This is a genomic window from Maribacter ulvicola (assembly GCF_900155985.1).
Classification (GTDB): Bacteria; Bacteroidota; Bacteroidia; order Flavobacteriales; family Flavobacteriaceae; genus Maribacter; species Maribacter ulvicola.
The window spans coordinates 172,275-190,235 of the sequence record NZ_FTMA01000003.1 but is presented as its reverse complement, the minus strand read 5'-3'; the positions used below and the strand labels follow the sequence as shown (position 1 = coordinate 190,235).

General features: G+C 34.8%; 5 protein-coding genes. 1 reads left to right on the top strand and 4 read right to left on the bottom strand.

Features of this window, described 5'->3' with window-relative positions:
• Nucleotides 1-67 precede the first annotated feature (67 nt).
• The 4 genes from BW936_RS11535 to BW936_RS11520 form a co-directional block, all read right to left on the bottom strand.
• The gene (locus tag BW936_RS11535) at nucleotides 68-817 is read right to left on the bottom strand and encodes a 4'-phosphopantetheinyl transferase family protein (RefSeq protein WP_076548552.1); all 750 of its coding nucleotides are present in this window, start codon (nucleotides 815-817) and stop codon (nucleotides 68-70) included.
• Nucleotides 810-8,093 (bottom strand): non-ribosomal peptide synthetase, encoded by a 7,284-nt coding sequence (locus BW936_RS11530; RefSeq protein WP_076548551.1) that lies wholly within the window; start codon nucleotides 8,091-8,093, stop codon nucleotides 810-812. The genes BW936_RS11535 and BW936_RS11530 overlap by 8 nt, the downstream gene beginning before the upstream one ends.
• A gap of 49 nt (nucleotides 8,094-8,142) precedes the next feature.
• The gene (locus BW936_RS11525; protein ID WP_076548550.1) at nucleotides 8,143-14,799 is read right to left on the bottom strand and encodes a type I polyketide synthase; all 6,657 of its coding nucleotides are present in this window, start codon (nucleotides 14,797-14,799) and stop codon (nucleotides 8,143-8,145) included.
• A gap of 527 nt (nucleotides 14,800-15,326) precedes the next feature.
• Nucleotides 15,327-16,187: a class I SAM-dependent methyltransferase gene (locus tag BW936_RS11520; RefSeq protein ID WP_076548549.1), complete on the bottom strand. Its 861-nt coding sequence runs from the start codon at nucleotides 16,185-16,187 to the stop codon at nucleotides 15,327-15,329.
• Nucleotides 16,188-16,839: 652 nt separating this feature from the next.
• Here BW936_RS11520 and BW936_RS11515 point away from each other — a divergent pair.
• On the top strand, nucleotides 16,840-17,934 hold the full coding sequence (locus tag BW936_RS11515) for a GNAT family N-acetyltransferase (protein ID WP_076548548.1): 1,095 nt from the start codon (nucleotides 16,840-16,842) through the stop codon (nucleotides 17,932-17,934).
• Nucleotides 17,935-17,961: the final 27 nt, after the last annotated feature.

Below are 17,961 nucleotides of genomic sequence, written 5' to 3'. Positions count from 1 at the left end.
TTTCTATTTTAAATTTTGTGATATAAACTAATGAAGTTTAATCGTTATTGGAACTTTATTTGAAATATTAATTTGAGACTGAAGGAAGTGGTAAGAAAAATAATTCTTGAACAGCCTCTTCTGTAAATCTCATTGCAATAGAGCCAATATGATGATCATCTACCTCAAAACTATACACTGATAGAGCGGTACCATTTTTTATTAAGTTAGCATTTATTAAATGCTTGCCGTCCCTAACAGGAATATGTATAAAATTATCATCAATACCTCCCCCAGTGGCTTTTACAATAGACTCTTTACGAGTCCAATAAGTAAAAAATAACCGTATTTTATCGTTTGAATTAGCTAATATATTTAGATCATTAGTTTTAAAAAGAAGGGATGCAGTCTCTAAATGGTTCATTTTGCTATCTATATATTCAACGTCAATACCTACAGGATATTGGGATATAGCTATTAAACCATATTCTAAGGTATGGGAAACATTAAAAAATACTTTTGGATGTGATGGTAAAAACGGCTTTTTGTTTTCATCCGTGGCTATTACTATTTTATTTGAATCTAAATCTAAATGGTCTGATAATAACAACCTGAGGAATGCTCTACAGATTATAAACCTGTCTCTATCTTGTTGAAAATGATAACGTTGGCTTCTTTTAAGCTCAGCAACACTAAGGTGTTTTTTTAAGATTGAAATATTAGTATAGTTAGATGGTAGGTGTATTTTATAAATTTTCACGGCAGAATGCTCGTGAATATAAGATTTGGTATGTACACACGTAATTTTTACAGATCCACAAAATAGTTTGTTATTCACCTTCTAAGTTATGATTATCTAATACGTATTGTAGTTTTGTGGCAAATACTTCAACATTACCTTTGTCAAACATATCAATATGATTGCCGGGAACCATATGTCTTCTTACCCCTTTAGTGGCGATTTTCTTCCATCCTAAATATTTTCTATCATGTACTAAGTTAATTTCTTCTTTTGCCTTAAATAAATCAATAACAATATCTTGAGGTTGAATATGATAATTTCCTGTAGCCTTTAAATGGTTTTGTTCCATTTTTATATTTCTATGAAACTGCATTTCATGTTGCTTTTCTTTGCCATATTTTAAACGTAAAAAGATACCCTTGATACGAAGCTTGAATAAGCCAGTTCTACGCTTAAAATTCTTTTTACTGGTAAACATATTCAGTAATACATAGCCTACTTTCGTAAGGTCGTAACCTATACCTACAATTTTCTTTTTTAGAGGATTTTTAAAATAATAATCAGGAAAAACATAGGTATCAAACTCCGCAACAACCTTCACTTTTTTATTTTGTGCTCTGAGTTGTCTGGCCATTTCAAAAGCAATAGTACCACCTAGGGAAAACCCTGCTAAACAGAACGGACCATCTGGATTAGTAATTAGAATTTCTTTTATATAATCTCTTGCCATATCGTGCATAGATTCATGCGGTTCAGAAATACCATCCAAACCTTTGGCCTGTAATCCATAAACAGGCTGTTCTTTATCCATACTTTTAGCTAGTTCATTAAAAATAAGTACATTATGGTGTGCTCCATGAACAATGTACAATGGAGGTTTACTTCCACTTGGTTGTAGTGGTACTAATGAGTTCCAGGTCACAAACTCATTATCCATATAAGTAGCTAGCTTTCTAATTGTTGGATGTTTTAGTAAAGCAACAAGGGGTAACCTATAACCTGTCTCATCTTCTAAGAGTTTCATTACCTTAACAGCAATAATGGAATGTCCGCCAAGTTCAAAAAAATCGCTATTAATATCTATTTTATCCATTTCCAGACATTTTTGCCAAATGGTAACTATAACTTTCTCAGATGGTGTAGTAGGTGTAGTAAATGGTTTAGATGCGGTTTCTCTGGGTAAAAGTTCTAGTAAGCTTTTTCGATCTATTTTACCATTAAGGGTAATGGGGAAATCTTTAACGATATGAAATAAATGGGGTACCATATGTGGTGGAAGTTGCTCTCGTAGCGTTTCTTTCCATTCACTAATTTTGTTGGTATGATCAATTAGCGGAGCTGGTACCATTAGGTAGGCGATCAGTCGATCTTCATGTAGTAAAGCCACGGAAGATTGAACACCGTCTAAAGCATCTAATGATTCTTCTATTTCACCTAGTTCTACCCGTTGTCCTCTTATTTTTATCTGGTGATCTATACGACCAAGACATTGTACTTCACCAGATGGTAGTAATTTAGCCAAATCTCCTGTACGGTATAGCACAGGACCTATTTCCGTTTCAATAGGATTTTTTATGAATTTTTCATTCGTGAGTTCTTGTCGTTTCCAATATCCTTGGGCAACGCCATCTCCTGCAATACATAATTCTCCTATTCTCCCAGGTGCTACCAAAAGCTCCTGCTGGTTCATTATGTACAATTGTGTGTTGGCTATGGGTTTTCCAATAGTTACCACATCATCTGTCTTATTGATCTTTTTTATGGAAGACCAAATGGTTGTTTCTGTAGGTCCATAAAGATTCCATAGCTCATTGACCTTACTCAAAATGTTTTTTGCTAAAGCCATAGGTAAAGCTTCACCTGTACAAAAAGCTTTTAGCGGTAAATGATTTTTCCAACCTACGTCTATTAACATTTGCCAAGTTGCAGGTGTTGCCTCCATCATGGTGATTTCTTCAGTTTCTAGTACTTCTAATAATAATCTGGGATCCTTAGATGTTTCTTCGTCAGTTAAAATCAATTGAGCTCCTTTGAGTAACGAAGCATAAAGTTCAAAACCGGCAATATCAAAAGATATAGAGGTTATTGAAATTACTTTATCCGTATTTTGAACACCAGGTTTTTCTAAAATACTGTATAATAGATTTACCAAATTTTTATGTGTAACTGTAACCCCTTTTGGTTTACCTGTTGAACCAGAGGTGTATAAAATATACGCTATTTGGTTATTACTACTTTTAGTATTTACTGGTGTACACGAATATGTTGACAAATCTGAAAAAATAGAGGAGACCAATAAACGTGTTATGTTAACATTTAGATGTAGAGCAGAAGTTTCTGTAGTAATTAAGTATTTAGATCCAGAATCTTCTAACATAAACTCCAGTCTTTTGCTAGGATAGTTAGGGTCTAAAGGAAGATACGCTGCTCCACTTTCCATGATGGCAAGTAGAATTGTAATTAATTCAATAGAGCGTGGTAAAGATACCGCTACAAAATCTCCAGGTTGTACACCTTGTTGTTTTAAAAAATGAGCTATTTGGTGAATTTGTTTTTCAAGATCCCCGTAAGAAATGTCAGATTCTCCAAATTTAATCGCTTTTTTTGAAGGGGCTATTTTGCATTGTTGTGCAATTAACTCATGTAACAGTAATTGCGGATAAATTGCAGCGGTATCGTTTAGTTCTAAATAAGCAGCAGTATCTATCTGTATAATACTCCCTATTTCTAAATTTGGATTAGCAATTATATCATTTAAAACTTCTTTAAAAGAAGTCATCATCCGTTCTATAGTTTCTGGTTTAAAGAGTGTTGTATTGTACCTCCAACGAAAACAAGGACCTTCATTAGACATAAATACCTGAAGTTCAATTTCAAAGGTCCTATACGTATTTTCATTATAAATTATATCCGTTTTTAAATCGTAAAATGAATGTTTACTTTCCAAATCATCATCTAACTGAATATTTATAATTACAGGAACCAAAGGAACCCTTGTAGCATCTCTTGGTACAGAGAGTTTTCTTAGAAGATGACCAAAACTAATTGATTGGTTTTCGTATGCATCAAATAACTGCGTATTTCGCTGTTTTAAATACGTTTTGAAATTTATTTTTGGGTCAAGTTTACTACGAAGCGGTAATAAATTGACAGAATGACCAATCATTTGCATCATATCGTAATTGGCCCGCCTAGAACTTGTAAGCCCTAAAACCAAATCATTTTGACCTGTTTGTTGGTATAAAAAGACTTCAAATGCGGCTATTAATGTCGTAACTACACTAGTGAACATACTAGAGTCACTACTATTGCCAATAAGTTTTAATGCATTTAAGATGCTATTATCTAATTGAAAATCTAAATGGTGATTGTTATAGGTTCGTAATTCTGGTCTTGGAAAATCTATGGGTAATTCAAGTTTTGGAATAGAATCCTTATACATATTTAACCAAAAATTTACCGAACGATTATACGCGTCGCTTTCTGCATATTCATTTTCTTTAGTAGCGAATACACTGAAAGCGTCGGGTTCGTTTAAATTTGGTTCCTTACCTTGAGCAAAAGCAGTATAGAGTTCACTTAGTTCTTCTAGTATAATGTTAATACTTAAACCATCGCAAACAGCATGATTTACTAAAAGTATCAATTCATGTTCATGTTCATTTATTTTAATTAAACCAAATTTTAATAAAGGACCATTGACCAAATCGAAAAGATAATTAACATCCTTATCAATTAAAGACAATCTAGTCTTTTGCTGCGCGGTTTCTGATTGATCTGTAATGTCATAAAATAAAATATCTACATGTATATCTGTGTGGATATGCATAAAATTAAGGTCTTCACTAAATGATGATCTTAATGATTCATGGCGTTCGATCAAAGATACTATGGCCTGCTCTACAGCATCATACTTCAATGTGCCTATAAATTTAAAAGAGAGCGAAATATTGTAGGCTTTTTTTGCATCATCACCTCCAAAAAAACTGTCGGTCAATATTTCAGATTGTGCTTTTGTGGTTTGGATTTCTAATTTTGTGGTCTTATTCAGATTACCAGTAGCGCGTGGCTCTTGATCGTTAAAATTTCTTATGGCCGCTGTAACACTTGATTTTTCTAGTTTAGAAATGGTTTCGTTTTCATGATCTACCTTTGTATCATCACCTAGAAATTCAGCAAGCTGAGCAATTGTAGGATGTTGAAATATTTTAATTAATGGTATTTCTTGGTTTAATTTTTTTCTCAATAAACTTATTACTCTTTGAGCCAATAATGAGGATCCCCCCATTTCAAAAAAATTATCGTTAATGGTAATATCAGGTACTTGAAGCATTTCACTCCAAACACTGGCTATATTTTTTTCAAGTGTTGTTTGTGGAGTTTTTAAGGACGTACTAGAATCTGACCGCACATATTCTGGACTCGGTAGGTTTGTTTTGTCTATTTTTCCATTAGTGGTTAAAGAAAATTGCTCTACCCACATCATGGTTGAGGGAATTTGAAACTCTGGCATTATTTTCTTAAGTTGATTTCTTACCGTATTTGAGTCAAATTTATCTTTGGTTGGTTGTAAATAAGCAACTAAACTAATATCACCGGCAAGGTGTTTACTGGTTACTACCACCGATTGTTTTATGCCTGGCAAAGAATTTAATACACTTTCAATTTCACTTAGTTCAATTCGATATCCTCTGATCTTTACTTGGTCGTCAACGCGCCCCATAAAGGCAATTTCTCCATTGGGGAGCCATTTTGCACGATCTCCTGAACGATACATACGCTCATCTTTATTGAACACATCGGTAACAAATCGTTCTTTTGTTAATTCTGGACGATTTAAATATCCCCTAGCAAGACCTTTACCGGCAATATAGAGTTCACCAATATCGCCTATGGGCAATTCCTCTAGGTTTTCATCCAGTATATACATTTGAGTATTGGATATCGGTAAACCTATAGAGATACTTTCATTTGAGTCTGAGGAGTATGAAGTATGAATTTCTTTAATACAACAACCTACTGTTGCTTCAGTAGGGCCATATTCATTGACAATTAAAGCATCTATACCCAAGCTTTTAAAATTATTGATATGATGATCGTAAAGAGCTTCACCTCCTATAATATATTTAGTAGCAATATTCTTATCGGAAATATTCTTTAATACAGAAGTAAATATGGAGATATGTGAAGGTGTCAGCTTAATAAAATCATAGGGAGCATATTTAAAAAGATTACTATCTTCAAAAACATCTAATCCATTACCAGTAGTGATAACCAAACGTTTACCGCTTATTAACGGTAGAAAAATTTCTGTTATGCTAGCATCAAACGATAAGGATAGATGTGCAAAACACCCAGATGTATTTGAGTTTTTATCAATATAATTTAAGCTGCTTACTAAATAGTTGAACAAACTTCTATGTTCATTCATTACACCTTTGGGATTACCTGTGGTGCCAGAGGTATATATCACATAACATAGACTCTGTGGAAGAATCTTAATAGAAGGGTTTAAATTAGGCGTAATATGATCTATTACTTTTATAAAATTGGTTAAAAAATCAACGTCAACTGTAATTTTACATTGACTATCACTGATGATATAATTTTTTCTTTTTTCAGGATAACTAGGGGCTATAGGTACGTATGCCGCTCCAGATTTTAATATTCCTAAAACACATACAATTACCCATTCGCTTTGCTCAAGCATAATGCCAACGATATCATTCACCATGACATTATGGGTGTTGACAATGTAATTTGAGAACTGGTTAGATAACGTATCTAATTCTTGGTATGTAATCTTTTTAGATCCAAATACTATTGCCGTATTGTTAGGAGATTTTTTTACCTGTGCTAAGAATGCTTCTATAACAGTTTCATTTTCTGTTTGATCAGTAAAACTGGTACTTATAGAAGCGTTCGCTTCTTCAACCGTTACCTTGGTAGAAGATAGTTCTACACTGTTCTGCTGTATAAAATTTGTTTTGTCAAGGTTTAAAATAGCGCCAATCTCCTTAGCTGGGTTTTCTATTATACTGTGAAGTATCTCTTTAAACAAGAGCATCATTTGCTCTATAGTTTTAGGTTTAAAAAGAGAAGCATTATAAGACCATTCTAAGATGAGTTCTTCTTCTGTTCCAGTAGCATTTAAAAAAAGTTCAAATGTTTCAAAGGCTCTTGGGTTACTTTTTAGCCTATACGTTAATCCCTCAAAGATTACATCATTGGCCATACCCATATCAATATTGAAAGTAACGGGAACCAGTGGTACTCGTGAGAGATCTCGTTGAACATTTAGTTTTTCAAGTAATTGACCAAAGCTAAATTGTTGATGCTCATACGCATCAAATATTTCATCTTTTCTTTGCTTTAAATAAGTGTTGAACGGAGTTTCTGGTGTTATTTTACTACGTAATGGAAGTAAGCTAACACAATGGCCTACCAATTGATTTTTGCCACTTAAAGATTGCCCGGCGGCAGATAAACCTATAACCAAATCGTTCTGACCTGTCTGATAATACAGAAAAACCTCAAAGGCGGTCATAAGTGTAGCTACAAAACTTGCTCTAGATTGTATTCCAACTTTTTTTAAATCATTGACTAAGTCATAATTTATTGGGAAATCTAAACGATTACTTTTAAAAGTTCTGATCTTTGGTCGCGGAAAATCAGTAGGTAAAGTAACTTTTGGAACTGAACTTTTATAGTGGTCTAGCCAATATTTTTGGGTCGTTATAAAATCTTCACTATCAATAAATTCTTGTTGCTGATCGGCATACGAACTAAAATCATTTACTGTTGGGAGCGTATGGGGGGTGTTGGTAATGGTCGCAGAATAAAAACCTCCAATATCTTGAAGAATAATACCCATAGACCAGCCGTCACAAATAATATGATGTGCGGTAATGATAAGCTGATGTTCTAATTCAGATAACTTTAGTATACCAATTTTAATTAAGGGACCCTCTGCTAGGTTAAATATGTGATTTGCATCTGCCGATAAATAATCAGAAACCTTATTTTTCTTTGTTATAGTTGAAAAGCTAGAAAAATCTTCATAAACAGGTTCTATTTGTATCTCATTGAAGATAATCATAAACAGACCATCCGTACTAAAAGTTGATCGAAGTGCTTCGTGCCGTTTAATTAAGTGTTGAATAGCTTGTTCTAAAGCATTTTTATTTAATATACCTTTTAAAATAAGTGAAACAGATTCGTTATACCCTCTATTTGCATCTGCTCCGCCTAAAGTACAACCAATCCATATTTCTGCCTGCGAAGCGGTAGTATGTATTACTTTTTCAATAGTTGGTCCTGAAAATGGATTATAAGTCACTGCTCGGTTTTGTTTAGTTATGCTCTTGATCATTTCATTAATCTTATAAGATTTTCCTTAAAAATGGATGTTGTAATATATTTTACAAATCAATTTGAACATATTGCCCGGTCTTATCTTTATCTTCAATAAACCAAGCAGGATTGCCTGATTCATCAATACCTAACCGAGCACCTGGCACTGGTGGTTGATTCAATTCTTTTGTAAGCGATTTTTGATTTTTTTCATTTGAACGATGACTTGGTTCAGATTTTAAAAATCCTGCGGATATAAGTTCATTGATACATTCTTTACTGGTATTTATTAAATGCAGCAAATCTTCTTCTGTGTATGCTTCAGTCATATAACATGGAAAACCATCCCAAATGTGGATGCCTTTTTCACGCATCAATACAAAGAACAATTCCGCATATGGTATTTCTTCTTCTAATTTTAATTTCCATAAAGAACGATAGAACATTATTTTCATGGGAAGATTTTTCAATTCAAAATATGAATTGATTTCAGTGGCAAAATGTTCGGTCTTTCTTGCCAATTCATCTTGTAGGGCTTCCCCTTTTTCTTTCATATGTAGTAATGACGCTTTGCATGTAGCCAAAGCAAGTGGATGGCGTACAAACGTGCCTGCAAAATAGGTGACTCCTGCTTCTGGGAATGAGTCATCACCATACTGCCAATGGCCTCCATCAAGCGCATCCATACATTTTTTGTTTCCTATTATTGCCCCAATAGAAATACCTCCCCCAATTACTTTTCCGTATGTGCCTATATCTGCCTTAATTCCAAAAAGTGACTGAGCACCGCCAGGATGCGTTCTAAAACCTGTAATAATTTCATCGAAAATTAAAACGGACTCAGATGCCGTAGTAATTTTTCTTACTTCTTTCAAGAACTCTATAGGTCTAAAGTCTGGTCTACGGCTTTGTACCGGCTCTACCAGAACTGCAGCAATCTCATGTGCACGTTCTTTAATAATGGCCAAACTTTCATCTGTTCCATAATCCAATATCAACATATTTTGAACTGCTTCTGGTAAAATACCAGATGCGGCAGGAAAAGATTTTAATTTTTTAGAACCTCTAACAATAACTTCATCATTAATACCATGGTAAGAGGTAGTAAATGCGACTATTAATGAACGCCCTGTTACGGTTCTCGCAATTCGCATAGCCCCTAATACGGCTTCAGAACCCGTGTTACAAAGAGCGGCACGATCTTGCCCGGTAAATTCACAAAGCAATTCACAAACTTCTCCGGCTAAAGGATGTTGAGGTCCAACTTCAAACCCTAGTTCAACTTGTTTATGGATAGCTTCTTTTATAAAATTGGGTTGATGGCCAAAAAGGCATGCACCAAAACTATTTAATACATCAAGATATTCGTTGCCATCAATATCCCAAAGACGGCTGCCAAGAGACTTATCTACAACAATAGGGTAGACCAATTCTTTGGTGAGTGGTTTAAAACCCGAAACCACTCTAGGATCAGACATGTGGTGGCGATGCTTTTGGGAATAGGCTTTGCTGCTCTCCGTTTTTTTGTTATAGCTGATAATCAAGTTTTCCAAAAAATCTTTTTGGGAACTACTAAGGTTGTCTGTTTGTTTTTCTATTCTGGGTGTAGCTCCAAATGGTTTTTGGTGTTCTTTTTTTTCGTCATCGGATAGCATATCATTAGCGGTAGAGCGTGGGGTGGGAGATGTGGCGGGAGTATTTATTTCTGTAGCGGTATTTGGTTGTTTTGCTATAACTTGGTTACCAGCATTGCCACTAGTCTGTATTAACTGTATTTGTTGACCTAATAGTTGTATTTGCTGCGCAATAAGACCTAATGCGGTATTTTGATTTGGTGCTGCTATCGTATTCAAATTCTGGGGAGCGGCATTAAACGATGTTGCATGGTTGGCGGTAGCTTGTACATGCTCAGTTGTTGGCTCTGCTAGTGATGCTGGTGCCAAAAACTCCTTAGGTAAAGTTTTATCTAAATGTTCAGCTAACAAATCTGGTGATTCAAGATCATCATTTAATTGCCTGAAAGTAATAGGGGTATTAAATTCGTTTTTTAAATTTATAGCCATTTGGGTCAAGACAAGAGAGTCTAGCCCAAGTTCTAAAAAGCTTAATTTAAATTCACTAGCTTCAATTTCAATTCCAGAATTATTTTCTACGATTTCTGATATTTTCTTTAGAATTACGGGCTTTCTCATAAACGTATGTTTGGTATTGTGATTGGTTTCTTGAGGTTGACGGGCTGTGTTTATTTGTTGTTTTGTTTGTATAGTTTTAATTTCTCGTTCTACGGTAACAGGTGCTATCCAACAGGGTTTACGATCAAATACATAAGCTGGCAACGCTACTTTTTTACTAATTTGATTGCCATAAAACGATGCCCAATCAGGAGTAATGCCAGTGAGCCATAAGTCACCTAAAGCTGCTAATACAGCGTGGTGGGCGTTTTTATTTTCTTTGGGCAGGGGTAAACTTGCTATGGCTGCCAATGGTTTTAAACCTTTCTTTTGCATAGATAAAGTAGAAAGGGCACGTCCAGGACCTACTTCTAATAACACCGTATCTTCTAGCCTTAGAACAGTTTCCATAGCACCTGAAAAATTCACGGCTGCTCGCAAATGATTTGTCCAATAGGTAAAACTCGTAGCTTCTTCATCAGTTAGCCATGTACCGGTTACCGTTGAAACAATTGGTATACGCGGAAGACTAAGGCTTACTTTTTTTACTTCAGTTTCAAATACATCTAGTACGGGATCCATCATTGTTGAATGAAAGGCGTGACTAGTTAATAAAAGTTTATTGGCAATACCTTTTTTATGTAATACCGTTGAGAAATTCTCAATGGCATTGTCTGGACCTGATATTACAATTAAACGATCAGAATTTATAGCTGCAATAGATAGTTCATTGGGTATTAAATTTTTGATATCATCAATAGTTGAACGGACAGAAAGCATACTGCCTCCTGGTAGTTCACTTACTAACTTACCGCGCATGGTAATAAGCTGTAGAGCATCTTCTAAACTGAAGATACCAGCTAAATGGGCAGCTACGAATTCTCCTATGCTATGCCCACAAAGTAAAGTGGGTTTTATGCCCCAACTCATCCATAATTGTGCAAGGGCATACTCCACAACAAATAATGCTGGTTGGGTAAACTTGGTATCCTTTAATTTTTCTGCTGCTTGGGCAGAATTGTCCTTTGGGTATATGATATCTTTAATATCTAATTTCAGATTGTTTTTTAAAATTTTGGCGCACCGGTCTACCGCTTTTTTAAAAACTATTTCTTCTTTATAGAGCGATTTCCCCATTTGAAGATATTGTGAACCTTGTCCTGGAAATAGAAAAGCCAGTTCACTGGGATCTATCTTTAGTTCATTTGTCTTTACCTGTTTGTGGTTGTCAGATGATAAGATTTCTTTTGCCTCAACTAGGGTATTGGCAATAGCAAAACTTCTGTATGCAAATTCCGCTCTTGTTCTATTTAATGAATGTGCAATATCTGAAAGCTTCATGTTTGAAAGTGGATCTATATATTCACCAAGCGCTTTTTGATAGCCAATTGCACTATGCGCTGATTTTGCGGACCACATAAGCAATTGTAAGGGCCTTATTGCATTAGATTTTATTTTTTTATTTTCATATTCTTCAACGATAATATGTACGTTGGTACCTCCAACTCCAAAAGAGCTGACTCCGGCTTTCCTTAAGCCTTTAGAATTCCATGGACTTAATTTGTTGTTGACATAAAAGGGACTGTTTTCAAAATCAATGGAGGGGTTTGGTTTTTTAAATCCTAATGAAGCCGGAATTTGTTGGTTTTTCAATGCTAAAATGGTCTTTATAACACCCGATACTCCCGCGGCTCCTGTTAGATGCCCCATATTGCTTTTTATGGAGCCAATGGCACAAAACCCATGCTCTTCTTGTTCGCCAAAGGCCATTTTTAGACCTTCAATTTCTATAGGATCCCCAACAGGTGTTGCAGTACCATGTGTTTCTACATAACTTATTTCAGATGGGTTCACTTTAGCATCAAAAAGCGCCAATGAAATAGCATCTGCTTGACCTTCAGTGCTTGGTGCGGTAAAACTACCTTTGTTACCACCATCGTTATTTATACCAACACCTCTAATTAAGGCATGGATGGTATCGCCATCTTGCTCTGCGTCTTCTAAACGTTTCAATAGTAAAACTCCGGCACCATCACTAAAGATGGTCCCTTTGGCATTTTCGTCAAAAGGCCTGCAATGGCCATCAGGACTCATTATTGATCCTTCTTGATATAGATGACCCATATGAATTGGAGCTGTTACACTTGATCCGCCAGCTAAAGCAACATCACATTGGCCATTTCTAATAGCCGCTACAGCTTGTGCAATGGCAAGTGAAGATGTAGAGCAAGCTGCATGTACACTTACCGCAGGACCTTTAAGGTTTAATTGGTATGCAGTTCTTGATGCTATATAGTCTTTTTCATTAAACGTATCTGCAAGAAAACTACCTACCCTATCCATTACTTTTTTATGAGGTAGAATATTATTTTTATAATAGGTATTCATCCCTGTACCGGCATACACACCAATTTTTCCATCAAAATGAGATGTTAAATGCCCTGTTTGTTCCAACACCTCCCAAGCAATTTCTAGGAACAAACGTTGTTGGGGATCCATTACCTCGGCATTCTTTATGTTTAAACCGAAAAAAGAAGCGTCAAATTCCTTTGCGGTAGGTATTATGCCTCTGGCAGGTACATATAGAGGATCGTTAACAAGAGCTTTTGGAATACTGGGGTCAAGTTCTTCTGGCGTAAAGAATGTTATGGTTTCCCTTTCATCCCTTAATACTTCCCAAAGTTCTTGAATAGAATTTGCTCCTGGAAATCGACCGGCCATACCAATAACCGCTATAGATGATGATCGATAGTTTTGTTTCCTTTGGTTTTGTTTCTTCTGTATGCTTTTTTTCGGTGCTAAAAAATTTGATAGTTCTAAAATCGTTGGGTGTTGGTACAATTTTATGATTGGTATTTCGTACTTAAATTGTTGTCTTAATGTCAGTACGGTTTTTTGGGCTAGGAGAGAAGTGCCTCCCATTTCAAAAAAGTTATCCCATATTCCTATTTTTGAAATACGTAAAATTTTAGACCAAACTTGGGCTATGTTCTTTTGTGTGTCAGTGGTCGGCTTTTTATATAATGGTGCCGTAGTTGGCCTCTTATATTCCGGAAGAGGCAATTCTTTTTTAGCTACTTTTCCGCTAGTGGTCTTTGGAAATTCATCTACCCAGATAAAATAAGAAGGTAACATGTACTCTGGTAAAGCATCGTTAACTTGCTGTCTAAATTTAGGACTGTCCTCAGAGGCACCATTAGCTTTCAGGTACGCAATAAGTTGTGCTTGTTCAGAGAAATGGGTACTGGCAACCACCACTGCCTGGGTGATATTTGGTAATGTATTAAGTGCTATTTCCACTTCGCTAAGTTCTATTCTGTGGCCGCTAATTTTTACTTGTTCATCTTCACGACCAAGAAACTCAATATTACCATCAGGTAGAAAGCGTGCTACATCACCTGTTCTATACATTTTAATTTCAGTAGCATCTGAAATTTTTAGGGTTGAAAATTTTTCTTTCGTAAGTTCTTCATTACCTAAATAGCCTTCTGCTAGGCAACTACCGGTAATGCAGAGTTCTCCTGTAACACCATTCTCCTCTATGTGCTGATGTTCATTTAAAATGTAGATAGCCGTATGATCAATGGGTTTGCCAATATTAGGAAGGGCTGGCCAATGTTCAGGGTCGCCTTCTAGTTTTAATTGGGTGACTACATGACATTCTGTGGGGCCATATTGGTTATATAAAATACAACCATCTAATGCTGTAAAAAATGTTTTTAACTGTGACGTAATTTTCAATTGCTCACCAGCGGTCATAATTTCATTTAAGCTAGATGGAAAAACCTCTATACTAAGAGCTGCTTCAGCAAGCGCCTGCAATGCTACAAACGGAAGAAAAAGTCTGTTTATAGATTGCTCTTCAATTAGCTTTATTAGTGCCACCATGTCTAACCGTTGTTCTTCATTAATGAGTACAAGTGTACCACCATTGCTAAGGGTTGCCATAATCTCTTGAAAAGAAACATCAAAACTCAGTGGAGCAAATTGTAAGGTTCGGGAGCCATTTTTATTAATGGAGTGTTTGTTCTGCCAGTTAATTAGATTTAATAGGGCATTTTCACCCATACAAACCCCTTTGGGCTCGCCCGTTGAGCCAGAGGTGTATAGAATGTAAGTGGCTAAATTGTTGGTCGTAGTACTGGTCGTATGTTGATGCGTAGTTTCTTTATCAGAAACAATTTTAATAGGTGTAAGACCGTTTGCTTTGGCACTGGTATCATCCGTGTCAGTAGTTAGGCAGTAAGCAAGTTTTGAATTAGCTATAATACTTTCAATCCGTTTTTTTGGATACTTAAAATCAATAGGTAGGTATGCTTTACCTGCTTTTAAAACGGCAAGTACAAAAATGATCTGTTCAATACCCCTAGTGGTAGGTACGCCTATAAACTTTTCATCTTTAGCCAAATCTAGAATAGCATGGCATACAGCTGCAATTTTTTGTTCGGCCTCTTTATATGTGAATATATTTTCATCATTTATTAAGCATACGGAATTAGGATATAATCTGGCCGCTTCTTCAAATAGAAGATAAAGTTGATTTGTGCTACTCATATTCTTGCAATTTTACAATTCGTTACATTTTTAAATATGTGAGTCATCACTGATTTAAAAACGTGTTCAAGCAGTCTTTAGTGTAGTTAAAGATGGTATTAGACAGAGGATCTGAGTGTTATGGTCAAATCATGACTGATTTTTTCTAAATTTTCTGGGGGAATTTTAGAGGAAAGTTAAAAAAGGGAACCTACTGATTTAAAAAACAAGGCAAGTTGTTTTTAATCGTTTAGAATAAAGTGAAACATGTAAAATGCTAACCTTATACGTTGTTATTGCACTAAATTTATAAAATTAAATTAATCCTATTATACTGTTGGTTTAAAAAATAAAAAACTTTTAAAATTAGGTACTATTGAAATGTGTAATTTTTAAGGTTTTGGTTATTAGTTAATTATATTTATTGAACAAGTTACGTTTATCATTTTTATATGGATGAAAACATACCTGTGTTTGTTATCATGCATACTTAGGGCTCTTAATTGCAGGTATTCATAATGAATGTGATCATGCTACGACCCTACTTTTTAATTTTTTGCTCCAATAAATGTCTGATACGTTCTTTCTCCTCCCCATGGTTTCTGTGAAGAATGCCATAAACTAAAGCCGGCGTTTCTAAAAAGATGCGGGTAGTTATGTGAAAAAGAAGGTTCATCTCCGTAAAGTTGGGAGTGGAGCGTAGTTTCAAAATCATGGTCACCACCATTTGGCTCTATGGCAACGAACATTGTTTTGCCCAATAGATTGATCTCTTTTAAAAACGCTTGTAATCTGTTTTCCATGAAATATTCCAAAACACCTCTAGAGGAGACAAAAATGGTATGGCTCTCGCCATGATCCCTAACCCAGTCAAAGGCATCTGCTCTTATAAACTCTAATTTTTTATTGTTTTCAAATTTTTTAATATTCATTGCTATCTGATCGGTACTCAGATCTATGCCAATACATCGTTTAATTTCAGGAAATTCAGCACTGAGATAGTTGAGCACATCTCCATTGCCAGTACCTATTTCTACCAAAGTGGTGTAGCTTTCAGAGGTATTTGAAAGTTCTTTCTTTAGTTTTTCGAAAATGAAAGTACAGTTTGGTAAAAAATCCTTCTCAAATCCATCTGCAGTTTCGGTAAACAATTCCGTTGCCGATTTATTCACCCAAAAATTTCTATTTAATTCAGCTATGGTATCATGATCATCAATAGGGTCCAGTTTTTTTACCAAGGCTCCACGCATGAGCCTTTCTGCAATGGTCATACTGTTTTTGTTTCTATGTATGAGTGTAATTCTATCCTTAGAAAGCCGTTTTGCTTTTTTGGGCAGAAGAAATACCAGAAAATTACCAAAGGTTCCTACAAGAAATGAATACAGTGTTGCTTTAAAATTGTTTTTCATATGTATTAATTATAGTAACTAAATCAATTCTGGTAGGATCATTTACGCTAAAACCGGTACTACTATTAAATTCTATTGACGGTGTATTTCACGTAAAAATCTGGAAATCAAATTAACTAATGAAATTTGTTATTGTTTAAGTTTTTTTAATTTTTTCTTTTAATCGCTATGTTTTTAGGATAAAGAACTAGGTTCTTCAACGTCTTTTTAATTTTTTTTGAAAATTAAGCAAAAAAGCAGTACAAAATAAAAGCTATGTTGCTCTTATAAAGTCATTTATAAAGTGTGTAAAAAAAGCATTGTGGTGATGCAGAACATTACAAATCATCATATTTTAAAATGCCATGTACTTTTGGGTTTTTATAGGTGCTACCATTGTCAAACAAAAAAAAGGATTACAGGCTGTTTTTCACCGTGGGTTTTAGAGGTTTAAATCATTTTTTTCTTTTAGTCTATTTTTTCATTTTTAGATCTAAGGTTTTGTGTCGGTTATTTTATTTTTAGTAATGTATATCCTAGTTTTGCACTATTATCTTTAATAATTCGTTGTATTACTGATAGCTATTTGGGTCGTATTAAAAACTTTTTTTTACGGGAGATAGCAAACAATTCTTTATTAATATTGACGTTCTATTTTACAAAACATTATAACATGCAGTCTATAGAGACTTTTACATTACAAAATTATTCATTTGAACAGGATCAACATATTGATCTATATAAAGAAGCATTACAAAAAATAGGCTGTGAGAGTGGTTATTATGCTTATGAGCTTTTAAATAGTACACAAGACGATAATGAACAATTACAATTTTTTATACTAAATTCAGTAGACGGCCAGGTTATGGCAGTAATGCCATTTGTGCTTAGAAAAATTGTTATTGGTGATGAGCAAACCGGTTTTTATGATGTCAGTAGTCCTTGGGGGTATAATGGTCCTTTTTTCGTAAAAGGAATTTCTGAAGAGGACATTGAAAAAATTTGGGAGCTTATAGATACTTGGTACAAGAACAATAAGGTAGTATCTGAGTTTTTGCGATTCAATTTTTTTGAAAATTACAGGCACTATTCCGGAGAAGCGTTGCATACCCTTTATAATGTAAAGGGAGACATAACCAATTGGGAACTTTTTTGGTCTAATTTAAAATCAAATACAAGAAATCAGTTTCGTAAAGCTGAGAAAATTGGTTTGGAGTTTCAATTGTTCTATAAAGATATTACAGAAAAACAAGTTCAAGAATTTTATGACGTTTATATTGGTACTATGGATAGGAGGGATGCGGTAGATTCTTTTTACCATCCTCTGTCGTATTTTCTAGATTTTTGGAAGAATAATGAAGACAAATGTGCTATTGGGTTGGTGTATAAAGATGGTTTACCAATATCGACCGAGCTTTTTCTAATCTCTGAAGCTACCATGTATTCCTTTTTAGGCGGTACAGACGCGGATCACTTTAAATTAAGACCTAATGAGTATTTAAAAATTAGTGCAATAAAATGGGCTAATGAAGCGGGCTTACAATATTATATGATTGGTGGTGGCTTAGCTAACGGTAAAGAAGATAACCTCTATTTGTACAAGAAAAAATACTTCCCTTTTGATGATGATATAGATTTTTACACGGGTAGAAAAATTGTTATGCCTTCAAAATATCTAGAATTCTTAGAACTCCTGAATATGGATAAAGAGCATGCCTTAGAAAATATTAAGGAAGGTTTTTTTCCAAGTTATAGAGCACCAAAATAATAGTAAAAATAGCTATAGGTGTAGGGG